General features: G+C 59.2%; 14 protein-coding genes. 2 read left to right on the forward strand and 12 right to left on the reverse strand.

Features of this window, described 5'->3' with window-relative positions; genetic code table 11:
- Positions 1–53 precede the first annotated feature (53 nt).
- The 9 genes from MMS95_RS09635 to chaB form a co-directional block, all read right to left on the reverse strand.
- Complete coding sequence (locus tag MMS95_RS09635; RefSeq protein ID WP_004934699.1) at positions 54–1,628, reverse strand: ABC transporter substrate-binding protein; 1,575 nt, start codon at positions 1,626–1,628, stop codon at positions 54–56.
- Positions 1,629–1,760: 132 nt separating this feature from the next.
- The gene (locus MMS95_RS09640; protein ID WP_171454228.1) at positions 1,761–2,432 is read right to left on the reverse strand and encodes an ATP-binding cassette domain-containing protein; all 672 of its coding nucleotides are present in this window, start codon (positions 2,430–2,432) and stop codon (positions 1,761–1,763) included.
- Positions 2,429–3,271: an ABC transporter ATP-binding protein gene (locus tag MMS95_RS09645; protein WP_242141604.1), complete on the reverse strand. Its 843-nt coding sequence runs from the start codon at positions 3,269–3,271 to the stop codon at positions 2,429–2,431. The genes MMS95_RS09640 and MMS95_RS09645 overlap by 4 nt, the downstream gene beginning before the upstream one ends.
- Positions 3,261–4,130 (reverse strand): ABC transporter permease, encoded by an 870-nt coding sequence (locus MMS95_RS09650; protein WP_015378213.1) that lies wholly within the window; start codon positions 4,128–4,130, stop codon positions 3,261–3,263. The genes MMS95_RS09645 and MMS95_RS09650 overlap by 11 nt, the downstream gene beginning before the upstream one ends.
- Complete coding sequence (locus tag MMS95_RS09655; protein ID WP_004934713.1) at positions 4,127–5,182, reverse strand: ABC transporter permease; 1,056 nt, start codon at positions 5,180–5,182, stop codon at positions 4,127–4,129. Before MMS95_RS09655 ends, MMS95_RS09650 begins: the two co-directional genes overlap by 4 nt.
- Complete coding sequence (locus MMS95_RS09660) at positions 5,182–6,750, reverse strand: ABC transporter substrate-binding protein (RefSeq protein ID WP_015378214.1); 1,569 nt, start codon at positions 6,748–6,750, stop codon at positions 5,182–5,184. The genes MMS95_RS09655 and MMS95_RS09660 overlap by 1 nt, the downstream gene beginning before the upstream one ends.
- 175 nt (positions 6,751–6,925) lie before the next feature.
- A complete protein-coding gene (cbl, locus tag MMS95_RS09665; RefSeq protein ID WP_004934716.1) occupies positions 6,926–7,879 on the reverse strand; it encodes an HTH-type transcriptional regulator Cbl in 954 nt (317 codons plus the stop codon).
- A 302-nt stretch (positions 7,880–8,181) separates the two neighbouring features.
- On the reverse strand, positions 8,182–8,877 hold the full coding sequence (locus MMS95_RS09670) for a gamma-glutamylcyclotransferase (RefSeq protein ID WP_021504033.1): 696 nt from the start codon (positions 8,875–8,877) through the stop codon (positions 8,182–8,184).
- Between the two features lie 252 nt (positions 8,878–9,129).
- Positions 9,130–9,357: a putative cation transport regulator ChaB gene (gene chaB / locus MMS95_RS09675; protein ID WP_004934720.1), complete on the reverse strand. Its 228-nt coding sequence runs from the start codon at positions 9,355–9,357 to the stop codon at positions 9,130–9,132.
- Between the two features lie 130 nt (positions 9,358–9,487).
- Here chaB and MMS95_RS09680 point away from each other — a divergent pair, with 130 nt between their 5' ends.
- Entirely contained in the window at positions 9,488–10,306 is an 819-nt protein-coding gene (locus MMS95_RS09680; RefSeq protein ID WP_015378218.1) for a siderophore-interacting protein, read from the forward strand.
- Between the two features lie 294 nt (positions 10,307–10,600).
- Positions 10,601–11,704: a sodium-potassium/proton antiporter ChaA gene (gene chaA / locus MMS95_RS09685; RefSeq protein ID WP_004934723.1), complete on the forward strand. Its 1,104-nt coding sequence runs from the start codon at positions 10,601–10,603 to the stop codon at positions 11,702–11,704.
- A gap of 36 nt (positions 11,705–11,740) precedes the next feature.
- On the opposite strand, the gene lpxO is transcribed toward chaA, so the two are convergent.
- From lpxO to efeB, 3 genes are all read right to left on the reverse strand, one after another.
- Positions 11,741–12,643, reverse strand: a complete 903-nt coding sequence (gene lpxO / locus MMS95_RS09690) for a lipid A hydroxylase LpxO (protein ID WP_021504035.1) — start codon at positions 12,641–12,643, stop codon at positions 11,741–11,743.
- Positions 12,644–12,878: 235 nt separating this feature from the next.
- On the reverse strand, positions 12,879–13,667 hold the full coding sequence (phoH, locus tag MMS95_RS09695) for a phosphate starvation-inducible protein PhoH (protein ID WP_004934726.1): 789 nt from the start codon (positions 13,665–13,667) through the stop codon (positions 12,879–12,881).
- Between the two features lie 717 nt (positions 13,668–14,384).
- Positions 14,385–15,683, reverse strand: a complete 1,299-nt coding sequence (efeB, locus tag MMS95_RS09700) for an iron uptake transporter deferrochelatase/peroxidase subunit (RefSeq protein WP_021504076.1) — start codon at positions 15,681–15,683, stop codon at positions 14,385–14,387.

Raw genomic sequence — 15,683 nt, forward strand, 5'->3', positions numbered from 1 at the left:
GCGATTTCACTCGCCGTTGGCCTTTGGTGCGACAGAAAGCTCGGCCAGGCCCGCTACTTGCTGACCCGATCCAGATACAGCATGCTGTTGGCGATATCCAACCGGGCACCTTCGACGTTGTCCCGCAATGCCACCAGCGTTTGCCCCTGCAGCGCCACCACATACGGCGAACTGGCCTGCAGTTCCCGTTGCAACGTGACGTAACGTGCGCTGCGCGCGGCGCTGTTCCCTTCCGCAGCCGCGGCGCGCGTTTCCGCGCTGATGGCGGGAATGTTCCACTGGGTGCGCCAGGCCAGGGTTTTCGGCCCACCGGGCACGTTATAGGCAAAGGCGCTGGCGTTGGTGTTCGGATCCAGGTAGTCGGCGCCCCAGTAGGTGAAGATCGCCTGAAAATCGCGGCCGCGCATCTTGCCCCACAGATCGCTTTCTACCACCGGATGGATATCCAACCGCAGCCCGGCCTGCGCAAAACTGGCCTGCAGCGCCTGCGCGATGTCGGTATACGGCGGTTGGTTGATGACGATAAGATCGATGCGCGTGCCTTCAGCGATGCCGGCATCGCGCAGGATCTGTTTGGCTTTGTCCACGTCGAGCTTAAACGGCCGATCGTCGAGTGCCCCGTCCAATCCCTGCGGCAAGAAGGCCTGATGCACGCGATATTGCCCTTTCAGCAGTTGCTCGGCGATGCTCTGATAATCGACCAGCCAGCGCGCCGCCTGCCATAACGCCGGATTGCCCAGCGCCGGATTGTCTTTGCTGCCGGTGTTGAAACCGAGGTAATAGATCCGGGGCGCATCGGCCTGCTCGATGCGCACGCCAGACGCGTTACGCAGTGAGTCGAACTGGTCAGCCCCCAGATCGTAGGCCACGTCGGCATCCCCTTTCAGCAACAGCAAACGGCGGGTACCGGCGTCGCTGACGTTCTTGAACAACACCGTTTTCAACCTTGCCGGCGACGGAGCGTAGTCATTACGGCCAAACAGCAGCGCTTCATGCGGCACATAGTTGTTCACCCGATACGGGCCGCCGCCGGCGGAATGGCTGCGCAGCCAGCCGTTACCGTAGTCCCCCTGCTGCGCGTGCTCGTTCAACAGCTTTTCATCCACGATCGAAGCCACATTCGCCGTCAGCAGCCGCAGCGCCAACTCGCTGCCGATGTTGGCGGGCCAACTGAGTTGCACCTGGTTATCTCCCACCTTCTTCAGCTGTTGCTCAACGTTATCCGGCGTCCAGCCAAACTCGCCGAGAATAAACGACGGCGCCTTGTTCAGCTTCACCGCGCGAACCAGCGAAAAAATCACATCTTCTGGCCGCAGCGGGTTGCCGGAAGCGAAACGCTGCTGCGGTTTCAGGGTAAAGGTCAGGCTGCGGCCATCGGCGCCCGCTTGCCAACTGCCTGCGGCGTCCGGCGCCAGCTTTTGCGGCGCGGCGCGATCCGGCGCCACCAGGCGCTGATAGAGGTTGACCAGATTGGCCGAACTGACGGTTTCAAAGCTCTCCGCCGGATCGAGGCTGATAATGCCCTCCAACGAACTGACCACTACCAAGGTATCCTGCGGGGTGGCAGCCTGCGCACCAAAAGCGGCCGCCAGCGCGCCATACAATAAGGTTGGAATTAACCGTTTCATCGATACACTCTCCACAATCACGCGGTTGCGCTGTTTTTCGAGTGTAGGGGGTAAGAATTAACAGAAGAACGACGATAAATTGCTTTATTTATTACCAAGATGGATATGCCCGCCGCGTTGGCGGGCACAGGTTTAAATGATGATGCGGCCGTGCGCCATTGCCACCGAACGATCGCACATATGGTCAATCACGTCCGCATCGTGGCTGACCAGCACCATGGTCAGCTCGCCCGCCTGCTTCAGCTCGTTGAGCAGATTGAGGATCTCCGCCTGCACCGACATGTCCAACGCCGAAGTCGGTTCATCCAGCAGCAACAACTTAGGCCGCAGCAACAATGCGCGCACGATCGCCACGCGCTGCCGCTGGCCGCCCGACAGCTGATGCGGGTAGCGATCCAGCAGGCGCGGATCCAACCCCACCTGGCGAAAGCCCGCGCTGATCTTGCGTTCGATATCGCTTTCCTGCAGCAGCTTGAGCGGCTCCGACAGCGTACGCAACAGCCGGTGCTTGGGGTGTAGCGAAGCATAGGGATCCTGAAACACCATCTGTACCTCACGCCGCAGCTCGCCGGTAAATGCCTGCCCCGGTTGCAGCCGCCGCCCCAGCAGCTCAAAACCGCCCTGCCAGCTGCCATTCAGCCCGGCCAGCACCCACAGCAACGAGGACTTGCCGCAGCCGGAAGGCCCCACCAGCCCGAAACACTCACCCGGTTCGATGTGCAGGTTAACCTCATGCACCACGGTGCGCAGCTCGTAGCCCTGGCGGTGACTGACGCTCAGGTTCTCCAGTGCGATTACGCTCATTTCAACGTCTCCAACAGCGCGCGGTCCAGCACCGGCAGCGGTTTGCCGCGCGTCTCGCGGCTCGGCCGGCACGCCCACAGCGTGCGAGTGTAAGGATGCGTGGCCTGCGCCAGCTCTGCTGCCGGCAGTTGATCCAACAGCTCGCCTTTGTACATCACCAGCACCCGCTCGCAGTGGTGCGCCACCTGCTGCAAATCGTGGCTGATCAGGATCAGCCCCATGTTGCGTTGCGCCACCAGATTGTCTATCAGTTGCAGCACCTGATCGCGCATCTGGTGATCCAGCGCCGAAGTCGGTTCATCGGCAATCAACAGCTGCGGATCGTTGATCAACGCAATGGCCAGCATCACCCGCTGCCCCATGCCGCCGGAGAGCTGATGCGGATAATGGCCGCACAGCGCCGCCGGATCGGGCAACCCCACCGCCGCCAGCATCTCCAATACCTTTTCACGCCGCTCGGCGCGGCTCAGCTTGGCATGCAGCACCAGCGGCTCCTCCACCTGACGGCCGATCGGCTGATTGGGATTCAGCGCATGTTTGGGATCTTGCATCACCATCGCCACCCGGTCGCCGCGCAGGCGGCTCCACTGGCGTTCGCTCAGGCGCGTCAAGTCTTCATCGCCCAGCGTCAGGCGCTGCGCCTGCAGCTGCAACGGCGGCGGCAATAGCCCCATCAGCGCACGCGCGGTCAACGACTTGCCGGAACCGGACTCGCCGACCAGCGCCAGCCGCTCCCGCCCCATGCTGAACGAGATATTCTTCACCAGCGCCGCCGGCTGCGGCCCCGGCACGCCGATCGCCAGCCGTTCGACGGTCAATAAAGTGTTATCAGTGCCCATGACGAGGATCCATTTTGTCGCGCAGGCCATCGCCCAGCAGGTTAAACGCCAGACTGGCGAACAGGATCGCCCCGCCTGGTGCGGCGGCGACCCACCATTGGTCGAAAATCACTTTACTGCCTTCGGCCACCATCGAACCCCATTCGGCGGTCGGCGGCGCGACGCCCATGCCGAGGAACCCCAGACCGGCGGCGGACAGGATGATGCCGCCCAGGCTCAGCGCCGCACGCACCACCGCGCTCGGCAGGCATAAAGGCAAAATGTGGCCGACCATCAGCCGCAACCCGTTGATACCCTGCATGCGCGCCGCCGCCAGGTAGTCACTGCGGCGCAGCGCCAGGGTTTCGGCCCGCGCCTGGCGGGCAAAGGCCGGCCAGCTGGTCAATGCCAGCGCCAGCGCGCCGTTCATCAGCCCCGGCCCCATCACCGCCACGAACGCCAGCGCGATCACCAGACTCGGCAGCGACAGGAAAATGTCGGTCAGACGCATCAAAATGCGCTCGACCCAGCCGCCGAGGTAACCGGCGCAAATGCCGACCAGCAGACCGATGGGAATGGTCAACACCAGAATCAGCGACACCAGGATCAGCGTCGGCCGCGCGCCGTAAATCACGCGGGAGAGCAAATCGCGGCCAAAGCCGTCGGTGCCCAGCCAATGTGCAGCCGAAGGCGGCAGTAACCGCAGCTCGATATGCTGCAGATTGGGATCGAAAGGCGCCAGCCACGGAGCCAGCAGCGCGGTGACAAGCAGGATCGCCACCAGCGCCGCGCCCAGCGTCAGCGTGGTCAACCGCCGACCGCGGCGGTCACCGACGGCTGGCTCGCTTTGCGGTTCGTGTTCAGAGAGATATTGGCTCATCGAGTTCGCGGATCCACTAAATAGGTCAAGGCGTCGGCCAGCGCATTCAACAGCACGAAACAGGTGCCGATCAGCAGCGTGGCACCGAGGATCGCCGGCGTGTCGGCAGCAAACAGCGCCGAGGTCAGGTAACGCCCGACGCCGGGCCAGGCGAACACCGTTTCGGTCAATACCGCGCCCTCCAGCAGGCTGGCGTAGGAGAGAGACAGTACGGTGATCAGCGTGCCAAGCACATTGGGAAACACATGGCGCAGCAGAATGCGCAGGCGGCCGGCGCCCTTGGAACGCGCCAGCGTCACGTATTCCTTGTTGCACTCTTCCAGCATCGCCGCCCGCAGCAGCCGGGTAATGCCCGCCATCGACAGCAGCGCCAACGCCACCACCGGCAGCCACAGGTGGCCGATGGCGTTGTAGAACATTTCACGATCGCCGGACAGCCAGCTGTCGATCAACACGAAACCGCTGCGCGGCTCCATGCTGTACAAGTAAATGTCGTCCAGCCGCCCCGGCCCCGCCGACCAATGCAGCGTGGCGTAGAACAGCAACAGCCCGAGCAGGCTCAGCCAGAAAATCGGCACCGAATAACCGATCAGCGACAGCAGACGCGCCGCGTTATCCAGCCAGCTGCCCGGTTTGAGCACCGCCAGAAACGCCAGCGTAATGCCGCCGAGGGCGCCGAGGATAATGGCGCAGGTGGCCAGCTCCACCGTCGCCGGGAAGGTACGCAACAGATCGCTCAACACCGGCTGCGCGGTAATACGCGAAATGCCCAAATCACCGTGCGCCAGGTGCACCAGGTAACGCCAAAATTGCACCGGCAGCGGCTGATCCAACCCCAGCTCGTGCCGCACCTGCGCATAGGTGGCTTCGCTGGCGTGATCGCCCGCCACCTGCAGCGCCGGATCGATCGGCGCCAGGTGCGACAGCATGAAGGTGAACAGCAGCAGGCCGAGCAACGTCAGCGCCAGAGACAGCGCGCCGCCGAGCAGCCGCCCGCCCCAGCGCCAATACCGCCGGGCCGCCCCGGCGCCGGCGGACAGGTCAGCGGCCATTACTTGCTGACCTTGCTGTAGAACACCATGTCAGGGTTGATGCCCTGCACATAGCCCTTGAGGTTGTCACGCACCGCAATCAGGCTGCGCGCCTGCAGGCCGATGACAAACGGCGAGCTTTGCTGCACCTGTTTTTGCAGTTGCTGGTAGTCTGCCACCCGTTTGGCGGTGTCGTTTTCCGCAGTGGCGGCCAGCGTCAGCTTGCTCAGCGCCGGGATCTGCCAGTTGGCGCGCCAGGCCAGCGTCTTGCTGCCGTCTTCCGGGTTGTAGGCGAAGGCGGCGGCGTTGGTGTTAGGGTCGAAGTAATCCGGCCCCCAGGAGGTCAGCGTCGCATCGTAGTTAAGCGCTTTCACCTTGGTGGAGACCTGCGAACTGATGCCCGGCACCAGTTCGACCTTCACGCCGCCCTGAGCAAAACTGGCCTGCAGCGCCTGAGCGATGTCCAGGTACGGCGGCTGGTTGTTGACGTCCAGACGGAAACTGACGTTGCTCAGCCCCGCCTTGGCCAGTATTTCTTTGGCTTTCTGCGGATTGAAGCTGTACGGCCTATCTTTGAGCGCGCCCAGATAACCGTCCGGCAGGAATGCCTGATGGCTCTGGAACTGCCCTTTCAGCAGATCGTCGGCGATGCCTTGATAATCGAACAGCCAGCGCGCCGCCTCCCAGAACGCCGGATTGCCGAGCGCCGGCGACGCCTTGGCGTTGAACTGCAGGAAATAAAGCGAAGCATAAGGAATAGCCAGCGGTTTGACGCCCGGCTTGCCCTTCAGAGCCGCCATCTGGTCTGCCCCCAGGTTGCGTGCGATATCGGCATCGCCCTGCTCGATCAGCAAACGGCGCGCCGCCGGATCGGGCACATTTTTGATCAGGATGGTTTTCAGCGTCGGCGCCCCTTCCGGCGAGCCCGGGTTGGCGTCCAGCACCACCACTTCGTGCGGCACATAGGTGCGGATTTTGTAAGGGCCACTGCCGGCGGAGTGGCTGTTCAACCATTGATGCCCCAGATCGTCGCCCTGCTGGTGCGCCAGCGCCTCTTTGGCGTCGACGATCGAGGATACCGGCGCCGACAGCAGGCTGAGCACGAAGGCCGGGCTGACGTTCTCACTCCAGCTGATTTTTACCGTGTGCTCGTCCACCTTGCTCAGGTGTTGCTCCACGTTCTTCGCGTTCCAGCCCAGCTGCGTCAGGATAAACGACGGTTCGAGATTGAGTTTAACCACCCGTGAAAGCGAGAAGATCACGTCTTCCGGCCGCAGCGGATTGCCGCTGGCGAACCTGGCGTCCGGGCGCAGGCTGAAAGTCAGGCTGCGGTCGTCGGCGCCGGCCTGCCAGCTGCTGGCCAGGGTTGGTTTAAGATCGATGGGATTGTGCGGATCTGACTGGATCAGACGTTGATACAGGCTGTTGAACGACTGCACCGTGGTTAACTCAAATCCCTGGGCCGGGTCAAAGCTGACCACGTCATCGATAGATTGCGCGATCACCAGCGTGTTGGCCGGCGTCGCCGCCTGTACGTTAACGCTGGCCGCCACGGCCAAAAACAGCAAAGAAGGAACGAGCGCTTTCATCTGAAACTCTCCAAGCGGATGGAATTTATAATAATTTTGCGAGTGTATGCGAGCACGATCGGCAGCTGAAGGTACTTAAATCACTATAGATATTCTTTTTATGTATATAGATGGGATTTTGATTATTAGGCAGGCGATGCAGAATGCGCGGCAGGAATTGCCTGCCGCTTATCGGTTAAATCTGATAGTCAATCACCGCATCCAGCTGCGACGAGAAGACCTTGTCTTTGATTTCGGTCAGCGACAACGTCGGGTTGCACAGCTGAATAAAGCGCCAGGCATAGTTGCGCTGCAGCTGGCTGCGTTTCAGGCCCAGCCAGACCGTATTGGGTTCAAACAAATGCTCGGCGTTGAGGCTGACCAACCCGCGATCGCGCTCTTTTTCATACGACATGTCCGCCAGCACGCCCACGCCCAACCCCAGCTCGACATAGGTTTTAATCACGTCGGAATCTTGCGCGCTGAGCGCGATGTCCGGCGTCAGGCCCGCTGATTTGAACGCCGCATCCAGCTTCGCGCGGCCGGTAATGCCCTGGCGGTAAGTGATCAACGGCAAGGTGCTGAGCATCTCCAGCGTCACCTGCGGCTGCCGCGTCAACTCGTGCCCTTCCGGCACCAGAATGGTGTGATGCCATCGGTAGTAGGGGAACGCCGCCAGCGACTCGTCGCTCATCAGCCGTTCGCTGGCAATGCCGATATCGGCTTCACCGGCGGCCAACATCGAAACGATCTCCTCCGGGCTGCCCTGATTGAGCACCACCCGCACCCGTGGATAAAGCGCGCGAAACTCTTTGATCACCCCCGGCAGGCTATAGCGCGCCTGGGTGTGCGTCGTCGCGATATGCAGCTGCCCCGAATCGTTGCTGCTGAAGACATCCGCCAGGCGACGGATGTTGTTCGCGTCGTTGAGAATCCGTTCCGCTACCACCAGCAGCTCTTTGCCGGGTTCGGTCATGCCCAACAGCCGTTTGCCGCGGCGAATGAATATTTCGATGCCCAGCTCTTCTTCCAGCTCGCGAATATGCCGGCTAACGCCGGACTGCGAAGTAAATAAGGTATTGGCGACCTCGGTCAGGTTGTAGTTGCAGCGCGCCGATTCTCGAATAATTTTTAATTGTTGAAAGTTCATTCCCGTCTCCCTGTTACTTGCAGTAGCGTCTGCCATATTGATACGGAGTCCTGCGGGGCTGAACAAATAAGAAATAACCTTTACTTATGCAATTTAATGCTAAGTGAATTATTTATCGTGGCTCTCGGGGGGTGAGGACGGGGGAAAATGATGAATGGCTTTAAAAATAATGAGATAAATAACCATACAAATAAAGAGCCTTAAGTCATCATGCAGAATAAAGTTATTAAATAGAGGTATTAGATATATGAAAAAGGGCTCAGCATGCTGAGCCCTTAAGTGTCTGCTGCCCTGCTAACGCCTCAGGCGGTAGCCTCAGCCCCGAAAGCGCCAGGGCGGTTCTGTTGCAACCACTGCTGTACATAGCGCACCAGATCGCCGATGCAATCATCCTGCATGCCGTGGTGTTTCAGCTCGTTATCCAGCGCAAACAGGTATTGCGCGTTGGTACCCAGCGGGCCGCTGGCGCTGGCGATCAATGGCGCGATCACCTGGTGGCTGGTGTCTGCTTCAAACAACGGGTGCTGCGCGTTCATCACGAACACCAGCGCCGTGACGGTCTCTCCGCCATCCAACTGCAGTTCACACCAGGTCGGCACGTAGCAGTCGGTCACCATTTCGCGCTTCCAAAGCAGCTCCAGCTCTTCACGCAGCTTACCTTCCGGCAGACGAAACGCCAATCCGGTGGTCTGACCGCCCTCTTTCAGCGCCAGCATGCGCCCCGGCTGATGCAGCGTGCCGCGCCCGGCGGTCAAACGCATGCAGAACGCCCGATGCCAGCCCTGCAGCATGGCGGGCCGCACTTCTTCAGATTCGAAAACCGGATTCCACATCAGCGAACCGTAACCGAATACCCATACCGGGCTGTGATCCGGCCGGCGCGATAACGTGCATTCCAACGAGGCTGCGCGCTGTTCAGGCGTCAGCAGCAGCGACTCCTCAATAGCGCCAAAGGCGGTTTTGCAATCCGCTTTTTGCAGAAAATCTCGCGTTAACACTGTTACAACCTCCCGGGAATACGATTTCTCGTCCTCCCTCGCCACTACTGAACCTTTGCAATTTTATTTTTTGGTGCGGAATTTTATTAATTCAATAACCGCGCCGATTAATAATGACCATATTCTTTTCCCGCCGCGCAATCAAGTTGCAAAGCGGCGTTAACGTGGAAAAGTATTTGTACTGAGCAGCAATAATATTAATTGCCGAGGTCAGCATAACGTCTGCGCGTTTTTTACCGGGGCATAAAAGCGTTACTTTTTATGCCAGCGTTCGTCGTCGCCCTTGCGATAGCTTTGCTTGACCGCCGCCCAGGCCACCTTATGCGCCGTCTCCTCCCGGCTGTCGTCACCGCGCCGATCGTCGGGATCCCGGTATTGTTGCCAGGCGCTGTTGAACGCTTCTTTATAGATCGCCTGCGCATGTTCCGGTAGCACATGCTTTACATTGTCCGGCAAGTCGCTCGTGTCTTGGTATGGCATCACGTCCTCCCGTGCGTATTGCGTGAACCTTAAGCCTAGCTCACACGCGGTTGCGCCTCAATGAGCAAACAATTCTCATTATCAAACGGCATGGTATACTCACCGCCAAACGAACTATAAGGAGATCCTCGTGACTACCGAAGCCCCTCGCTCACGCGCCCCCTACCTGATCGCCGTCAGCGCCGTACAGGACATTACGCCGCACCTGCGCCGCATCACCTTTACCGCGCCCGATCTGCGCTACTACCCGGCCAACGCCGCCGCCGCGCACATCAAGGTCTTTTTGCCGCTCGCCGGTCAAACGCAGCCGGATCTGCCGACGCTGACTGAAAACGGTCCGCGCTGGGCTGCGGATGCCGTGCGCCCGATCGTGCGCACCTATTCCATTCGCGCCGTGCGCCCGGAACAGGCGGAAGTTGACATCGAGTTTGCCATCCATGACCACCAGGGACCGGCGGTCGACTTTGCGCGTCAGGCGAAAGCCGGCGATAAAATCGGCATCAGCAATCCAGGCGGCCCCAAACCGATGCTGCCGGCCGCCGACTTCTACTGCCTGGCGGGCGATCCTTCCTCGCTGCCTGCGTTGGCCGCGCTGCTGGAAAACCTGCCGCCGCACGGCGCCGGGCGCGCTTTCATCCGCGTCGACAGCACTGCCGACGTGATTGACCTGGAAAAACCTGCCGGCGTTGAGGTGAATTGGATCGTCGGCGGCACGGAGAAAACCGACGAATTGATCGCTCGGTTCCGCGCGCAGTCCCTGCCGCAGGGGGAAGCGCACTTCTGGCTCGCCGGTGAAGATCACCTGGTGGTGGAGCTGCGCCGTTACCTGCGCCGCGAACGTCAATGCGATCGTAATCGTCTTTATGCCGTGCCTTACTGGCGTGAAGGACTAAATGAAGAGGGATACCACAATAAACGGCATGAAATCATGGATAATATTGACGACTAACGGTCGTATTTTCCTTGATTAACCACGCACTAAATAAGTAAACACGACTTTTCTCAAATCTAACGTTGTAAATTGACGTTATTGCGTAAAAGTAAGTAAATAAAACCGCACTCCGTGCGGTTTTTTTGTTACTCTGATCACATAAAGCAAGCAATTGCTTTCTCAGATAAAAACAACATCACACCGGCGCCGCGGGTGTATCCTAATATAAAATACCTACTGGAAACGCAGAGTTGCCGCATCACGGCGACCGGCGCTGACGGGCTACGCTGTTTGAGAAGGAGTGCCACCCTCATGAAGTCGCAACACGATCCTGGCCGATCCACCAAATCTCGCCACACCGAATACTCGCTGATCTTCCCCATCGCCGCGCTGGTGGTGTTGAATTTATGGGGCAGCACCGCTAACTTTCCGCTGATCGTCGGCATCAATATTCTCGCGCTGGTGGGGATCCTCAGCAGCGCCTTCAGCGTGGTGCGCCACGCCGACGTGCTCGCCCACCGACTGGGCGAGCCCTATGGCTCGCTGATCCTCAGCCTGTCGGTGGTGATCCTCGAAGTCAGCCTGATCTCGGCGTTGATGGCCACCGGCGACGCTGCGCCGGCGCTGATGCGCGACACGCTGTACTCCATCATCATGATCGTTTCCGCCGGCCTGGTCGGCTTCGCGCTGCTGCTCGGCGGGCGCAAGTTCGCCACCCAGTACGTCAACCTCGGCGGCATCAAACAGTACCTGATGGCGATTTTCCCGCTGGCGGTGATCGTGCTGGTGTTCCCGAGTGCGCTGCCGGGCGGCAACTTCAGCACCGGGCAAGCGCTGTTGGTGGCGCTGATTTCCGCCGCCATGTATGGCGTATTCCTGGTGATCCAGACCAAAACCCACCAGAGCCTGTTCGTGTACGAGCATGAAGACGACGATGGCGATCCGCACCACGGCAAGCCCTCTTCGCACAGCAGCGCCTGGCACGCCGCCTGGCTCATCGTGCACCTGATCGCGGTTATCGCCGTCACCAAGTTCAACGCCAATCCGCTCGAAGGCCTGCTGACCAAAATGAATGCACCGGCGCAGTTCACCGGTTTCCTGGTGGCGCTGCTTATCCTGTCGCCTGAAGGCCTGGGCGCGCTGCGCGCCGTGTTGAACAATCAGGTGCAACGCGCCATGAACCTGTTCTTCGGTTCGGTGCTGGCGACCATCTCCCTGACGGTGCCGGCGGTGACCATCATCGCTACCCTGACCGGGCAGACGCTGATCTTCGGCCTGCAAACGCCGCATATCGTGGTGATGTTGACGGTGTTGTTGCTGTGCCAGCTGTCGTTCTCGACCGGCCGCACCAACGTGCTGAACGGCACCGCCCACCTGGCGCTGTTCGCCGCCTACATGATGACTATCTTCGCCTGATCCAAAAGGGGCGCACTCTGTGCGCCCCTGCCTGCGTTATACCGAGAAGAATATCGCCGCGGCGATCCCCCCGAACAAAATCCACTTGATGATGTAATAGCCGGTGCGGTTCCAGGCCTTCAGCCGTTTCCCCACCCGGCGTATCGCATAGATGTATTTGAACATCTTGTTGACGCCGCCGGTGCGATCGCCCTCTTCATTCGGCGCGGTGGCGGCGCTCATCAGGTTGCGACCCAGCCAGTGATTCACCGCCTGCGCCCAGCGGTAGCGCATCGGCCGTTCGATATCGCAGAACAGGATCAGGCGATTCTGCCCGCTCTGGTTTTCCGCATAGTGCAGATAGGTTTCATCGAACATCACCCCTTCACCGTCACGCCAGCTGTAGCGCTCACCGTCCACCTCAATGAAGCAGCGGTCATCATTGGGGGTAATCAGCCCCAGGTGATAACGCAGCGAACCGGCGTAAGGATCGCGATGGCGCGGCAAACGGCTGCCGTCCGGCAGTTCGGCGAACATCGCCGCCTTGACCGAAGGCAGACTGCGCAGCAGTTCCGTGGTCTGCGGGCACAGGGTCATGGCGGAGGGATGGCTGTCCTCATACCATTTCAGATAAAAGCGTTTCCAACCGGTCTTGAAGAACGAGTTGAAACCGGCGTCGTTGAATTGATCGGACGCTTTGATCTGCTGGATCTCCATCAGCTTCTGTCCTTCGTCGCGGATGGTTTCCCAGTTCTCCCGCAGTACCGTCAGCTCAGGAAATTGCTCCGGCTTCAGGTACGGCGTGGTCGGCACACGGGAAAACAGATACATGAAGACGTTCAACGGTGCGGTAAAGGTGGAATGGTCAGACAGCTGCCGCCACACGTTGTAGCGCACCCGCCCGCGGTAATGCACATAGACGACGCATAAAATAAGCAAAAGCAGAATGATGTATTTCATGTTTGAATCGCAGCAAGGAACCCACACGCTATGCGCCGCGCGGCGCACACCCCAGAAAATGTCCTTTTGGCGGCGCACGCAAACTGCGCGCCAATCTGGAACCCATTAATCATTAACGCTAACTCAACGAAAATCTATACAAATAACCACAATAATTTACACAAAGGTTAAACGAAATGGTAAATAGGCGGCGATAAAAAAGGCCGCCGAAGCGGCCTTTCCATTAGCGGATAGGTTAACTGTAAGCGTTGAGCGTGCGCTGGCACAAAGCGGAGCGTACGCAGTCCTGTTTTTCAAAGCGGATGACGCCGATCATCTCGTCCTCTTCGAAGCGCTCCAGGGCATCGCTGAGACCGGATTTTACGCCGCGCGGCAGGTCGCACTGGGTCACGTCGCCGTTAACGATAACCGTCACGTTTTCCCCCAGGCGGGTCAGGAACATTTTCATCTGGCTGGCGGTCACGTTCTGGGCTTCATCCAGGATAACGACCGCATTTTCGAAGGTGCGTCCGCGCATATAAGCGAACGGCGCAATCTCTACCTTGCCGATTTCCGGGCGCAGGCAGTACTGCATAAAGGAAGAGCCCAAACGGCGCACCAGAATGTCATACACCGGGCGGAAATAAGGGGCGAACTTCTCGGCGATATCCCCCGGCAAGAAACCGAGGTCTTCATCCGCCTGCAAAACAGGACGGGTAACGATAATCCGATCCACCTCTTTATGGATCAGCGCCTCCGCCGCCTTGGCGGCGCTGATAAATGTTTTGCCGCAGCCGGCTTCGCCGGTGGCGAAGATCAGCTGCTTATTCTCTATGGCTGATAAGTAATGACCCTGAGCTTCGGTTCTAGCCTCGATGGGTGAGCTATCGCGCTTGTCTCGCGCCATGCCGATAGACTCGACTCCCCCCATTTGCACCAGCGAGGTCACAGACTCTTCTTCCAGCTGGCGATGACTACGAGCGTCACGACGAATAACGCGTTTCGCTTCACGACGTGCTTTGATCACTGCTTTCTGTCTACCCATAGTGGCACCTTACAGTTTGTTTCACCTACCGCAACGGCCAGGCCGCGCGATTATGTTTCACACACGTATTAGGTTTTGGCCTCCTCCGAGCCAATAAGAGCCAAGGGACAAAGTGAATCGACGGCAACGCTTAAGCGCCGTGTCTTCACGGGACAACGCGGACTGCATCAATAAACGTGGAGTAAAAAGTGATGAGATTCGGTAGCGATAAGGGTGCGGAGTTGCCGGTAAAAGAGAGTCGGAGAGAGAACCCTCGTTACAACGAGAAATCAGGGGAGATGTGTTATTTTTTCTTTCCAGCCCAACCAAGGACTTTACCATTAGCGATCCCCGCAGTGATATTTACAGCTTCAAGCTGTGCACCGTGTGAAAACTACCGCCAGATGATTACAGTATAATGACATTCAATCCTGTCGCGTTACTAAAATGTAAAAAAATTTTATATGTTTTGTTTTTAGTTATCGCTAAAACACTATATCACGCCCAAGACATCATTCCATATAAAATTATAATCAATAAATATCAATGAATTACAATTAAAATCCGCGAATGACACTTTGGTTCCAGATTAAATTTTGCGCAATCAAAAGCAGCAGAGATGGGTGTTTTTTTATCTGCTGGCAAAGCATTGAATTGCGTTTCATCGTTAACTGCCCCCCTGCAGCGGGTAAGACAAACGTAAAACGAGGCGGAAGATCCCGCCTCGTTATTCCGGTTTCAGGCCTTGAGCAGGCCGCTGGCCAGATAATCGCTGCCCTCTTTCACGCCCGGCAATACGAAGAAATACCCGCCGCCAATCGGCTTGATGTATTCCTCCAGCGCTTCGCCGTTCAGCCTTTTTTGCACCGTCAGGAAGCCTTTCTCCAGATCGGCCTGATAGCAGACGAACAGCAGCCCCATTTCCAGCTGGCCGGCATTGGAAACGCCAAGGGAATAGCTGTAGCCGCGCCGCAGCATCAGGTTGCTTTGGCTTTCCGGCGTGCGAGGATTAGCCAGCCGGATGTGCGCATCCATCGGGATCACCTTGCCGTCGGGATCGTTCGCGTAGTCCGGCTCGTCATGTTCACGCTTCATGCCCAGCGGCGCCCCGCTGTGCTTCTCGCGGCCGAAGATGGTTTCCTGCTCCTGCAGCGGCGTGCGATCCCAAAACTCGACGCGAAAACGAATAATGCGCGCCGCCTGATAGCTGCCGCCCGCCGTCCACGCCGGCTCACCGACGTTGTCGCCGACCCACACCACCTTATCCATCAGCGGTTTGTCGTCGGTTTTCGGGTTCGCAGTGCCGTCTTTGAAACCCAACAGGTTGATCGGCGTCTCTTTGCCTTTGCTGCGCGCCGCGTGCGCGGAGATGAACCCCTCCCGCTTCCAGCGCACGCTGAGCAGATCCGGCGAATGCTTAATGATGTCGCGCAGCGCGTGAATCACCGTTTCGTTGGTGTTGGCGCAGATCTGCAACAGCAGGTCGCCGTGACAAAGCGCGGCGTCCAACGCATCGTTGGGGAAGCGGGTCATTTTCTGCAACCGCAGCGGCTTTTGCGCCTGCAGACCAAAGCGTTCATCGAACAGCGATGCGCCGACCGAGACGGTGATGGTCAGGTTGTCCGGGTAAATCTCCGGCCCCATGATGCCGGAATCGAGCGGCGGCAGCTTGGCGTCCACCTCCGGCGCCTTACCGCCGTGGGTCAGGAAGGCGATGCGATCGGTCAGCAGCCGGAACAGGCGCTCCAGCCCCGCTTTGTCGGTCGCCAACACATCGAACGCCACCAGCATCATCGCCGCCTGTTGCGGCGTCAGCACGCCGGCCTGATGGCGGCCATAAAACGGCTGTTTCTGCCAGCGCTCATCCTGCGGCGTCGCCAACGGCTCCGCCGCGTTACCCGCCGCCTGCGCCAGGCGGCTGCCGCCCAGCGCCAGCGCGCCCAGCCCCAGCCCTTGCAGCAAACGGCGGCGCGAAGGCGATGCCGCCCCCTGCGATTGCGGATGCGGCCCGTTATTCGGGCCTGCCTTGTTGCTCAT

Source organism: Serratia sp. PGPR-27 (assembly GCF_022678525.1).
Taxonomy (GTDB): Bacteria; Pseudomonadota; Gammaproteobacteria; order Enterobacterales; family Enterobacteriaceae; genus Serratia; species Serratia nematodiphila.